12 protein-coding genes are annotated in these 12,752 nt (G+C 36.5%); 7 read left to right on the forward strand and 5 right to left on the reverse strand.

Annotated elements, in window-relative coordinates:
- Nucleotides 1–126: 126 nt before the first annotated feature.
- Together D4A81_RS11175 and D4A81_RS11180 are read right to left on the reverse strand one after the other, a co-directional pair.
- Nucleotides 127–2,412, reverse strand: coding sequence for a sensor histidine kinase (locus D4A81_RS11175; RefSeq protein ID WP_111525966.1), 2,286 nt, complete (start codon nucleotides 2,410–2,412; stop codon nucleotides 127–129).
- A gap of 1 nt (nucleotide 2,413) precedes the next feature.
- Nucleotides 2,414–3,109 (reverse strand): response regulator transcription factor, encoded by a 696-nt coding sequence (locus tag D4A81_RS11180; protein WP_111525965.1) that lies wholly within the window; start codon nucleotides 3,107–3,109, stop codon nucleotides 2,414–2,416.
- Nucleotides 3,110–3,280: 171 nt separating this feature from the next.
- On the opposite strand from D4A81_RS11180, the gene tadA reads away from it, so the two are divergent.
- The gene (gene tadA, locus D4A81_RS11185) at nucleotides 3,281–3,754 is read left to right on the forward strand and encodes a tRNA adenosine(34) deaminase TadA (RefSeq protein WP_111525964.1); all 474 of its coding nucleotides are present in this window, start codon (nucleotides 3,281–3,283) and stop codon (nucleotides 3,752–3,754) included.
- Nucleotide 3,755: 1 nt separating this feature from the next.
- On the opposite strand, the gene D4A81_RS11190 is transcribed toward tadA, so the two are convergent.
- Nucleotides 3,756–4,244, reverse strand: a complete 489-nt coding sequence (locus tag D4A81_RS11190) for a hypothetical protein (RefSeq protein WP_111525963.1) — start codon at nucleotides 4,242–4,244, stop codon at nucleotides 3,756–3,758.
- Nucleotides 4,245–4,543: 299 nt separating this feature from the next.
- Here D4A81_RS11190 and D4A81_RS11195 point away from each other — a divergent pair, with 299 nt between their 5' ends.
- The 6 genes from D4A81_RS11195 (at nucleotide 4,544) to D4A81_RS11220 (ending at nucleotide 11,543) form a co-directional block, all read left to right on the forward strand.
- Entirely contained in the window at nucleotides 4,544–5,206 is a 663-nt protein-coding gene (locus D4A81_RS11195; protein WP_111525962.1) for a helix-turn-helix transcriptional regulator, read from the forward strand.
- 19 nt (nucleotides 5,207–5,225) lie between these two features.
- On the forward strand, nucleotides 5,226–6,419 hold the full coding sequence (gene dpaL / locus D4A81_RS11200) for a diaminopropionate ammonia-lyase (RefSeq protein ID WP_111525961.1): 1,194 nt from the start codon (nucleotides 5,226–5,228) through the stop codon (nucleotides 6,417–6,419).
- Nucleotides 6,420–6,457: 38 nt separating this feature from the next.
- Nucleotides 6,458–7,786 (forward strand): YgeY family selenium metabolism-linked hydrolase, encoded by a 1,329-nt coding sequence (locus D4A81_RS11205; protein WP_111525960.1) that lies wholly within the window; start codon nucleotides 6,458–6,460, stop codon nucleotides 7,784–7,786.
- A gap of 124 nt (nucleotides 7,787–7,910) precedes the next feature.
- Nucleotides 7,911–9,110, forward strand: coding sequence for a knotted carbamoyltransferase YgeW (ygeW, locus tag D4A81_RS11210; RefSeq protein ID WP_111525959.1), 1,200 nt, complete (start codon nucleotides 7,911–7,913; stop codon nucleotides 9,108–9,110).
- 125 nt (nucleotides 9,111–9,235) lie between these two features.
- Nucleotides 9,236–10,177, forward strand: a complete 942-nt coding sequence (gene arcC, locus D4A81_RS11215; RefSeq protein WP_111525958.1) for a carbamate kinase — start codon at nucleotides 9,236–9,238, stop codon at nucleotides 10,175–10,177.
- A gap of 19 nt (nucleotides 10,178–10,196) precedes the next feature.
- On the forward strand, nucleotides 10,197–11,543 hold the full coding sequence (locus tag D4A81_RS11220) for a uracil-xanthine permease family protein (protein ID WP_111525957.1): 1,347 nt from the start codon (nucleotides 10,197–10,199) through the stop codon (nucleotides 11,541–11,543).
- Nucleotides 11,544–11,935: 392 nt separating this feature from the next.
- Here the strand turns inward: D4A81_RS11220 and D4A81_RS13555 are convergent, their stop codons facing one another.
- Together D4A81_RS13555 and D4A81_RS11230 are read right to left on the reverse strand one after the other, a co-directional pair.
- Entirely contained in the window at nucleotides 11,936–12,112 is a 177-nt protein-coding gene (locus D4A81_RS13555; protein WP_242977767.1) for a hypothetical protein, read from the reverse strand.
- Nucleotides 12,113–12,284: 172 nt separating this feature from the next.
- Nucleotides 12,285–12,653 (reverse strand): hypothetical protein, encoded by a 369-nt coding sequence (locus D4A81_RS11230; protein WP_111525956.1) that lies wholly within the window; start codon nucleotides 12,651–12,653, stop codon nucleotides 12,285–12,287.
- Between the last annotated feature and the right edge of the window lie 99 nt (nucleotides 12,654–12,752).

Below are 12,752 nucleotides of genomic sequence, written 5' to 3' on the forward strand. Positions count from 1 at the left end.
GTGCTAAAAATCAAGCAAAATAGCATTATACAATTCTTTTAAAACAAATATAACCTGATACAATAGTTTTCTTATCTACTATATCAGGCATATAATATTCTTAAAGCAAAAAAACTTCAAATCATATCAATTTAAAACTGCTACAAATCTTAACTGTACTTTGAAAAGATCACCATCTATGATTATCTCGAACTTTCCACCCTGTAGCATTGTCAAAGACTTAGCTATTGATAGTCCCAGTCCACTACCTTCAGTTGTCCTTGATACATCTCCTCTTACAAATCTCTCTGTAAGTTCATCCGGTCTAATATTCAAAGGATTTTCAGAAATATTCTTAATAACAAATTTTGCAATACTGTCTTCCATAACTACATCAATATATATTCTTGAATCCCTTGCAGCATATTTAAAGGCATTATTATATAGATTCTCCAATACTCTCCACAAATGTCTGCCGTCAGCCTTTATAATTACCCCTGCAGGAGGAAGATTGGAAATAATATTAAGTCCTTTTTCAGCAAACTTATCCTCAAACTCACCATTAGTCTGATTTATCATCTCAACCAAATCAATATCTCTCAAATCTACCGATATATTTCCACTTGATACCTTGCTGGCCTCCACCAAATCCTCTGTAAGATTTTTCAAATGCTGTGATTTTACTGATAATATATCCAAATACTCCTGTATCTTTGCATTCTCAGGCTTCTCTCTTTTTATAAGATCAACATAGTTTATAATTGAAGTCAAAGGCGTCTTTATATCATGTGAAACATTAGTAATCAGATCTGCTTTCAATCTTTCACTCTTAACCTGATCATTAATAGCACCCTGAAATCCCATACTAATATTGTTGAGGTCCTTTACTACTTCACTCACTCTACCATTAAATTCACTCTCATTTAATCTGTATCTGGTGTCTCCATTTGCTATTTCCTTTATCGCATCAGCAATCTTATCAAATGCAATAGCTGTTTTATATACCTTATTGAAAATAATAAAGTTTATAATCAAGAAAACAATAAAGGCTATAAATATCATCAAACGCCCCAAAAGACTCTTTTCATTTATTGTTGTAAGCAAAAAGAACGCCATGATTACAATATCAACAATAATCAGCAGTAAAAAATCTGAAACAAGTTTCTTCTTAAAAGTTCTTTTCAACATATAAATTGAAAAACTTTCTTTTATAACCTTTATATAGGAATTCTTCCAAAGCAGTCCAGCCTTATATTCCCTTAGTATAGAAAATGCAATAGGTAATGCAGCCAAATAAATAGAAGCATAATCAAGCATTTGATTTGCAAAATCCCAGTTTTCCTTTTCAATATATATATGCAATACTTTTTGTCCTATGAAATTATTTATAGCAAAAAGTACCACAATGAAGAAAATCAAAAGCAATATCTTTACTTCAAAAGGTATCACATCAAAAAGATCATTTAGTTGAATCCCCTGCTTCTTATCACTATGACCGGAAAAAATCAACAAATATCCAAGGCTTATTATCATCAAAATAATACCTACTGTGACAGAAACCAAACCTATTGAATATGCTCTTCTTTGACTCAAATAGTTCACATTTTCAATAGCATATATATCTGTTGCAGTATAGACAGTATTCACTGCAATGTACACTCTGTATGGCTTTGGTAATTTATCTGAAAGCTTTTCAGATTGAAAGGCCAATTCCTTTGGAATATTTCTAAGATTTGTCTCCACTATCATGCTATCTGAAAATGTTAGTGCATATTTTCCATATTCATATACACTTTTTATATTCAATGACCTGTCATTGGTATATACTGTATCACCATATTCAAGTCGATACCTAAAGTTTGACGGAATTAAAACAAATCTCTCATAGGCATTATAATATTTTGCCAGCAAACCTAAGCTCTCGGTTATGACTGTCTTCATACTTATATATGCATCACTTGGCTCTACCATGTCCAAACTATTTGCATAAATCCTATAATTTATAAAATATGAAGTATCTTCTATTTGATCTACAAGCTTTTGGTCCACCACACTTACCTGGTAATGCTCATCAATATAATAACCATGTCTTTTTGCATACTCTATAATGGAACCCACTGAAAAGTTTACATCATTACTTGGTCCCATATTTAGCCCGAATATGTCCTTATTTAGATCAAACCTACCATCAGTTTCAAAGACCTCTCTTAGATTTGCATACGTGAAAAGCAATGAAATATCAGAATCGACCTGTGACATGAATGCCGGTGATTCATCATAGCTTTCTGCATTCATCCATAAAAGACCCTTCTTGAAATTGTCATTGCAATAAATAATAGAAATACCCACAATAAAGAGTATAAAAGCTATAAAATGCAGTATACAAGCCCAGATTTTTATTTTAAGCTTTGACAAAAATACATTCTTATTCATATCAGTTTTGCTTTTCGATCTTATAACCTACTCCCCAAACCACTTTCAAATATCTTGGCTCCTTAGGGTTTATCTCTATCTTCTCTCTTATATGTCTTATATGTACTGCCACTGTATTGTCTGCTCCAATAGCCTCTTCATTCCAGATCTGTTCATATATTTCATCAATAGAAAATACTTTACCGGCATTCTTTGCAAGAAGCAAAAGTATATTATACTCTATAGGTGTAAGTTTTATAAGTTCTCCTGCTATAGTCACTTCCTTTGTCTCATCATCTATCTCCAAATCACCTACTACTACCTTTTGTGACTCAGGTAATGACATGTTTCCAAGTTTTTTATATCTTCTTAACTGACTCTTTACTCTTGCTACTAGCTCTAACGGATTGAAAGGCTTTGTCAAATAGTCATCCGCACCTATATTTAATCCAAGTATCTTGTCAGCATCTTCTGACTTTGCTGAAAGCATTATAATAGGTACAGTACTGCTCTCTCTGATCTTCATCGTAGCTCTTATACCATCTAGTACAGGCATCATTATATCTATTATCAATAAGTCAACTCTATTTTTTGACATTAAACTTATTGCTTCTTCACCATCATATGCTGTCAGCACTTCAAATCCTTCTCCTGAAAGATAGATTTTTATCGCATCTACTATCTCTCTATCATCATCACATACTAATATTATTTCCATAGTTCCACCCTTATATATCTTGACATATTTTTTATTTTGTTTTAGTTTTAAACATAACTGTTTATATTATACCATTTGTTTTAATATAAAAAAATGAATATTTTCTAACAGTTTTACACCATACTATTATACACCAAAACTGTTAATTTTTTATGTCCTGTGAGGAATTTTATGAATAAAGATGAATATTTTTTGAAGGAAGCTATTAAGCTTGCAAAAAAAGCCGGTGATGTTGGGGATGTTCCTATAGGTTGTGTCATTGTATTTGAAGATAAAATAATAGCAAGGGGCTACAATAAAAGAAATAAAGATAAAAGCACTCTGGCACATGCTGAAATGATTGCAATAAAAAAAGCTTGTAAAAAACTGGGGGACTGGCGACTTGAAGACTGTACCATGTATATTACTCTTGAACCCTGTCCTATGTGCGCCGGTGCTATAATACAGTCCAGAATAAAAAGAGTTGTTCTGGGCGCTATGAATCCCAAAGCCGGATGTGCAGGTTCAATATTGAATATATTACAAACTGATGGTTTCAATCATAAAACAGATATAGAACTTATATCTGAACCCTATCACAATGAATGCTCAAATCTTCTAACATCTTTTTTTAAATCACTAAGAAAAAAGGCTACCCTAGGGTAGCCTACTCTTGTACTATTCTTGCATCTTTAAGTCTTCCATAGGTATTTGGACCTTCTTCATATGTCTCAAATACTCCTTCAATAGTAACTCTTGCATCTTCCTCAGGACAATTTTCATGCCTGTTCATTTTTTCATCTGCCCAAAGTATTTCTATACCCTGTGCACAACAGGCAGCCGCATCCTTTATCATACAAAAGTGATAGTATATATCTTTTTCTTTACTATATGATGTATAGTAATTTCCTGTTATCTTAAAGCTTTTTCCGATATATGTTTTCGGATCAACCATCAGTTGATACACTGTAGCATATACCATATCCGGAGTCATTATGCTTAAATCATAGTCCAATTCACCTTCAGATATGCTTTCGGTCTCCTCCTCACTTACAGCACTACTTTCTATATTATTAGAATTTGCAACTTCATTCTTAGCTGATGTATTACATCCGGTCAAAAAAATACAGGATAACAATATTATAACCTTCTTCATAATAATCTCCTTTACAATTTACTTCGTCTATTATTATATTTTTTTCGCTTCAATATGTACAGTTAAATTTTAATATCAATATTTTTCAATATTTGTTATATATTGTTTATCGACTTATTCAATATATTTTTTTATTGTATAAATTGACCTAAAAGCATTCTTTTTTGTCTATTCATACAATGTTTTTGTTTACCTAATTTTTTTTTAGATTACTATTGATTTGCCATGCCAAAGGTGCTATATTATAGGTATCTAAAAAATTTTTAGGTAGAAAACAAAGGAATGGCAATAGTGATTTTATGAATAGAGATGATTTGACTTTAGAGTCTTTAGTAATGATTGCTCACGGTATAGCCAGACATTTCGGCAATGACTGTGAGGTCTGTATTCATGATTTACAAGCTGACGATCTGGAACACACTATTTGCTACATCATTAATGGTCATGTATCAGGAAGAAAACTTGGGGACGGTGCTTCTAAAATAGTTCTTGAAACTCTTGAAGCTCTGAACAAAGGTGAGAATGTCAGTGATCACCTAGGCTATCGAACCCATACTTCCGATGGCAGGATTCTAAAATCTTCCACTGTCTTCTTAAAGGATGAAAGCGGAAAATATAGATTTGTGCTTGGTATAAACCATGATATGACAAGTTTCATTAATGTTCAGTCCACGCTCAATAACATATTAGAAAATTTTGATGCCAAGGACGAAGATGTTTATGGACAAATCCCACTTAGTGTAAATGATTTGCTTGAAAATCTGATTGAACAGAGTGTAAAGCTTGTGGGAAAAACACCAACCCTTATGACTAAGGATGAAAAAATCAGAGCAATAAAGTTTTTGCAGGATGCAGGAGCTTTTCTGATAACCAGGTCAGGGGATAAGATTTCTCAATTTTTCGGAATCAGTAAATTTACGCTGTATAGCTACATTGAACAAGCAAAAACAGTGGACGATTAATTTTAGGAGGTTAAATTTCATGTCACAACTAAAATGGGTGTTGAATAATATGCCCAAAACAGGAGATGCTAATCTTCCAATAATGTCTGTTGAAGAGGTGACAAAGGCGAAAGCATTCCATGAGAGCTTTCCACAGTATACTCAGACACCTTTAGCAGACTTAAAGGAAATGGCTAAATTCCTAGGACTAGGAGAGGTAAAGGTAAAGGATGAGTCTTACAGATTCGGGTTGAATGCATTTAAAGTTCTTGGTGGTTCTTTCGCAATCGCTAAGTACATAGCTGATGAGATGAATGTAGATGTATCAGAGCTACCTTATTCAGTTCTTACATCCGACGAGTTTGCAAAGAAATTCAAACCTGCTACATTCTTCTCTGCTACAGATGGTAACCATGGTCGTGGAGTGGCTTGGGCAGCAAATAAGTTACATCAAAAATCAGTAATCATAATGCCAAAGGGTTCTACAGAAACAAGACTTAACAATATCAAAGCTGAAGGTGCTGATGCTTGGATTTCTGATGTAAACTATGATGAGTGCGTTCGTGAGGCTGCAAAGCTTTCTGCAGATGTTGAGCATGGTGTTGTAGTTCAGGATACAGCTTGGGAAGGCTATGAGAAGATTCCTGCATGGATTATGCAAGGTTATGGTACTATGGCACTTGAAGCTGATGCACAGTTTGCTGAGAGACCTACTCATGTATTTGTTCAGGCAGGTGTTGGTTCACTAGCAGGTGCAATGGTTGGTTACTTTGCAAATAAGTATAAGGATAACCCACCAATAATGGTAGTTGTTGAGGCTGAGGCTGCTGCTTGTCTTTACAAGGGTGCTGTTGCAGCTGATGGCGATATAAGGATTGTAGATGGAGATATGGACACAATCATGGCAGGTCTTGCTTGTGGTGAGCCAAATATCACATCTTGGGATATCTTAAAAAATCATGTTACATGCTTTATCGCAGCTGAGGATATTGTAGCTGCTAGAGGTATGCGTATGCTTAATGCTCCATTAAAGGGAGATACTCAGGTGCTTTCAGGTGAGTCAGGAGCTGCTCCATTCGGTGCTCTTGCTACTATTATGATGGATGATGAGTACAAGGAGCTTAGAGAGAAACTAAACTTAACTAAAGATTCTAAGGTATTACTTTTCTCAACTGAGGGTGACACAGATCCACAGCGTTGGAGAAATATTATCTGGGAAGCTAAGGAAAGATAAGAATAGTTGTTTATATATATTGAAGGAGGAACAATACAATGGGTAAATTATCAAAAGAAGAGTTAGAGAAGATCAAAGCTTTAGCTGAAGGCTATAAGGCTGATATGACAGCTTTCCTTCGTGCTATAGTTGCCAATCCGGGCGAGTCATCTGACGAGGCTGCTCACGTTGCTACAATTAAGGCTGAGATGGAGAAGGTAGGCTTTGACGAGGTTAAGGTGGATCCGCAGGGTAATGTTATGGGATTCATGGGAAGCGGAAAGACTCTCATCGCTTTTGACGGACATATTGATACAGTAGGTATCGGAAACATCGACAACTGGAACTTCGATCCTTATGAGGGATTCGAGGATGATGAAGAAATCGGCGGTCGTGGTGTTTCAGATCAGCTTGGCGGTACAGTTTCTGCAGTATATGCTGCAAAAATTATGAAGGATCTCGGTCTTCTTAATGACAAATATCGTGTAATGGTTGTAGGTACAGTTCAGGAAGAGGACTGTGACGGTCTTTGCTGGGAATATATCTACCATGAGGATAAGATCAGACCTGAGTTTGTTGTATCATCAGAGCCTACAGACGGTGGCCTTTACAGAGGTCAAAGAGGACGTATGGAGATCAGAATCGATGTTAAGGGTGTTTCTTGCCACGGTTCCGCTCCTGACAGAGGTGACAATGCTCTCTACAAGATGGCTGATATCTTAAGAGATGTTCGTGCTCTTAACAACAATGGTGATGCAGAGTCTACAGACATCAGAGGTCTTGTAAAGATGCTTAACCCTAAGTACAATGATCAGTGGAAAGAAGCAAGATTCCTTGGTAGAGGAACTGTTACAGCTTCACAGATCTTCTTCACATCTCCTTCTCGTTGTGCAGTTGCTGACTCTTGTGCAGTATCTCTTGACAGAAGAATGACTGTAGGTGAGACTTGGGAGTCATGTCTTGAGGAAATCAGACAGCTTCCTTCAGTTAAGAAGTACGGTGAGGATGTAGTTGTAAGCATGTACAACTATGACAGACCTTCATTTACAGGTGTTGTATATCCTATCGAGTGCTACTTCCCTACTTGGGTATTACCTGAGGATCACAAAGTTTGTACAAGTGCAGTTGCAGCATACAAGGATCTCTTCGGCGATAAGAGAATCGGTAATGCCAAGACTACACCTGAGCGTGAGGTAAGACCGCTTCTTGACAAGTGGACATTCTCTACAAACGGTGTTTCTATCATGGGTAGAAACGGTATCCCTGTAATTGGATTCGGACCGGGTGCAGAGGCTCAGGCTCATGCTCCAAATGAGATTACATGGAAGAAAGACTTAGTAACTTGTGCAGCATTCTATGCAGCTCTTCCTGCTTACTACTGTGACTAATTATAAATAATATTTGTGTTTAGCATTCCGGGCTTTTGCCCGGAGGGTTAAACTTATATACAAGCTATAAAATAAATATATAAACTTTAAGCGCAAAGCGCTTTAAAAATAAGGAGTAATAAAAATGTCAGATTTCAAGAATTTAGTTGAAAAGTTAAAGAACCTCAAAACACAGGATATGTTCATGAACGATTTCTTCCTTACATGGGAAAAGACAGATGATGAGCTTAATGCTGTATGGACAGTTGCAGATGCACTTCGTGATTTAAGACAGAGAAATATCTCTACAAAGGTATTTGATTCCGGCCTTGGAATATCACTTTTCCGTGATAATTCTACAAGAACAAGATTCTCTTTCGCTTCAGCTTGTAACCTTTTAGGTCTTGAGGTTCAGGATCTTGACGAAGGTAAGTCACAGATTGCTCACGGTGAGACAGTTCGTGAGACAGCTAACATGATCTCATTCATGGCTGATATCATCGGTATCAGAGATGATATGTACATCGGTAAGGGTAATGCATATATGCACGAAGTTGCAGACTCTGTTGAGGCAGGATACAAGGACGGCGTTCTTGAGCAGAGACCTACTCTTGTAAACCTTCAGTGTGATATCGATCACCCTACACAGTGTATGGCTGACGCTCTTCATGTAATCCATGAGTTCGGCGGTATTGAGAACCTTAAGGGTAAGAAGATCGCTATGAGCTGGGCTTATTCACCATCTTACGGTAAGCCTCTTTCAGTTCCACAGGGTGTTATCGGTCTTTTCACAAGACTTGGTATGGATGTTGTTTTAGCTCATCCGGAAGGTTATGAGGTAATGCCTGAGGTTGCTGAGGTTGCTAAGAAGCAGGCAGCTGAGTGCGGCGGTAAGTTCACTATCACAAACGACATGAAGGAAGCATTCAAAGATGCAGATATCGTTTATCCTAAGTCATGGGCACCATTTGCTGCAATGGAGAAGAGAACAAATCTTTATGCAGAGGGTGATTCAGAAGGAATCAAGGCTTTAGAGAAGGAGCTTTTAGCTCAGAATGCTAACCACAAGGATTGGGCATGTACAGAAGAGATGATGAAGCTTACAAAGGACGGTAAGGCTCTTTATCTTCACTGCTTACCTGCTGATATCACAGGCGTTTCTTGCAAGGAAGGCGAGGTTGACGGTTCAGTATTTGACAGATACAGAGATCCGCTTTACAAAGAAGCAAGCTTCAAGCCATATGTTATCGCTGCTATGATCTTACTTGAGAAGTTCAAAGATCCTGCTAAGGTTTTAGAGCAGCTTGAGGCACGTGGACAGGACAGAATCTTTTCAGAAAAATAAAGAGGCCAGTGAGTCTTAGTAAATTCGGCGGTAGATAATCTATCGCCTATACAAAAGGGGGGCGGCTATGTATGGCTGCCCCTTTGTCTTTATAAACTATATCCTAACATTAAGGGGAAATTTATATGAAATTCAAAAGCAAGATTGTTATAGCTCTTGGTGGTAATGCCCTAGGTAATAATTTAAAAGAGCAGATGGTAGCTGTAAAAACTACTGCAAAGGCTATCGTAGATTTGATCGAAGATGGTCATGAGGTTCTTATCGTTCATGGAAACGGTCCACAGGTTGGTGTAATAAACAATGCCATGACAGAGTATGCGCATAATACCAACTCTGATTCGACACCGCTTTCAGTGTGTGTGGCAATGAGCCAGGCTTATATCGGATATGATATACAGAACGCTCTTCGTGAGGAATTCTTAAACAGAAATCTTGAAGTTCCTCCGATAGCTACAGTTGTTACTCAGATCAGAGTAGATGAGAATGATAAAGCATTTGAAAATCCTACAAAGCCTATCGGTAAGTTCATGGGCAAGGATGAAGCTCTTGAAGCTGCAGGAAACAGAGGCTGGATTGTAAAAGAGGATGCCGGAAGAGGTTACAGAAGAGTTGTTGCTTCTCCTGCTCCACAGGAAATTATTGAATTGTCTGCTATTAAGTCAATGGCTGACAACGGACAGGTTGTAATCTGCTGCGGTGGTGGTGGAATCCCTGTAGTATCAAACGGAAAGCATCTCTCAGGTGCTCCTGCAGTAATCGATAAGGATGCGGCTGCCGCTCTTCTTGCAAAGAATGTAGGTGCAGATACACTTATCATCCTTACCGCTGTTGAAAAGGTTGCCATCGGATATGGCACAGAAAATGAAAAATGGTTAGATAAGCTCAGCACAGCTGAAGCTTTAAAGTATGCTGATGACGGAGAGTTCGCTCCGGGATCAATGCTTCCAAAAGTACTTGCTGCAGTAGATTTTGCTGCTTCAGGCGAGAACAAAACAGCAATGATAACATTGCTTGAAAAAGCTAAAGATGCGATTAACGGCAAAACAGGTACAAGAATTGTAGATTGATCATGGAGGTATTGATAATATGAGTAATTCAGCAAATGCAGGCCAGAAGCAGTATGCTTCTATATTTGAATTGGACGGTTTCCCAAAGTTTTCAGATGCTCTTCCACTTGCACTTCAACACGTGGTTGCAATGATTGTAGGCTGTATCACACCTGCTATTATCGTAGCAAATGTTGCAAAGCTTTCAGATCCTGACAGAGTACTTATGATTCAGGCAGCTTTAGTAGTTGCCGCATTATCTACACTTTTACAGCTGTTCGGTATAGGTACAAAGACATTCAGAATCGGTGCAAAACTTCCTGTTATTATGGGTATAAGCTTTGCATACGTTCCTACTATGCAGGATATTGCAGGAACTTCAGGTGTAGCTTCTATACTTGGAGCTCAGATAGTCGGCGGTGTTGTTGCAATACTTGTAGGTCTCTTTGTTAAGAAAATTCAGAAGCTTTTCCCACCGCTTGTAACAGGTACTGTAGTATTTACTATAGGTCTTTCACTTTACTCAGTTGCTGTAAACTATATGGCAGGCGGTGTTAAAAAACCTGACTACGGCTCTATAAAGAACTGGGGTGTGGCAATTTTTACACTTATTATTGTTATAGTACTTAACAACTTTGCTACAGGTATCTTAAAGCTTGCTTCCATATTGGTGGCAATGATTTGCGGTTATATTCTTGCATTGGTGCTTGGTATGGTCAACTTCTCATCAGTAGCAAGTGCAGGTGTATTCTCACTGCCTCAGATACTTCACTTCGGTGTAAAGTTTGACCTGGGAGCTTGTATAGCAATCGGACTTTTGTTTGCTATAAACTCTATTCAGGCTATCGGAGATTTATCAGCTACTACAAGCGGTTCTATGGACAGACTTCCTACAGGTGATGAGCTTAGAAGCGGTATCATAGGATACGGTATCTCAAATATAGTCGGTGCCGCACTTGGCGGACTTCCTACAGCTACATTCTCACAGAATGTAGGTATTGTAACAACAACAAAGGTTATAAACAGAGCAGTACTTGGACTTGCAGGTATTATAATCCTTATAGCAGGTCTTATACCTAAGTTCTCTGCACTCCTTACCACTATTCCGGTATGTGTACTCGGTGGTGCTACAATATCAGTATTTGCTTCAATAGCAATGACAGGTATCAAGCTTATCTTCACAGAGAAGATGGACTTTAGAAACACATCTATTGTCGGACTTTCAGTAGCTCTCGGTGTAGGTATTTCACAGGCACAAGATTCACTTGCCGCTTTCCCACAAATATTTACTACTATCTTCGGAAAGAGCCCTGTAGTTGTTGCAACTATCATGGCTGTACTATTGAATGTAGTGCTTCCAAAAGATAAAACAAATCTAAAAAAATAAATTATAAATCTAAAAAGGAGTTGTCCGGAAATAGATAACTTCAAAATAGGGAGTGTGAGGCTCGTTTTAGTCTCACACTCCCTAAATTTTTTATCAGCTACTCATCACCCATATATGTAACTCCATACACAGCCTTTGCCAAAGAACCATATTATTTATATACCTCATTGATATTTACTGCATTTTACTACTTTTTTAGGTTTATCTACTCTTCCCACTTATAAAATCTTTTATTCTCTTTTTTAAAATTATTATACCAAGAATAACCATTCCGGATAAATATATTCGTATGTACAAACCAATTAATATTTTATATAAGAATATTACATTTAAGAGATACGATATCCACACTAATATAAATGCTACACTTTCGGTAATTATTATTATATATATTAGCCAATATACTTTTTCATTCCTTGGCCACAAAAAAATAATATGTTTGTATACTTATTAAGCTTTATTTTTTTCTTATATTTTTCTATATCAGTTTTATCTGTTCCCCAACAGACACCATAAAGTAGTATATATCCTAAAAAAGTCCCTAATAATAAAGTCAATATATCCGGCATAAATTTCTCCTATTCTGTAAAGCATTTGCCAACTTTAGTCGATTTATTTTTCTTTTAAATTTCTTACTGTTTTTTTACCCCCTTATTGCATTGTACCATCAGCAAACCCAAACACTGCTCCTACCACTTCTGCATAATCTCTCCATAACTGAGCCAATATAGTAAAATATATTTATCTATTTTTACTCGTAATATAATCTTTTACTCTTTTTATCAAAATCTTTATTGCAAGTATCGTATCAAATATTGAACATATTTCTACATATATATTTAAAAATTTTCTAAAAATATTTATATCACCTAGGAAATAAAGAACCCAGATCACAATAAAAAGTATACTTTCACTTATAATTATAATATATACCAACCAATATAATTTTTCATTCCTATTCCATAGAAAAAACAATTTTTTAGTATACTTATTAAGTTTTATATTTTTTTCATGTTTTTCTATTTCTCTCTTATCTACTACAAAGCAAAAAATATACTGCATTATATAACATAAAAATGTAGTCAAAATTACAATAGTTAAACTTGGCATTCTTATCTCCTCCCAAGATAGTCTTAAGCCCATCTTCTCCATAGTCTATCAGTTTTTCATATTCTTTAAAACCTATCCTATTTCCAAGCCCGTCATAGC

This window comes from Lachnoanaerobaculum umeaense (assembly GCF_003589745.1).
Classification (GTDB): domain Bacteria; phylum Bacillota; class Clostridia; order Lachnospirales; family Lachnospiraceae; genus Lachnoanaerobaculum; species Lachnoanaerobaculum umeaense.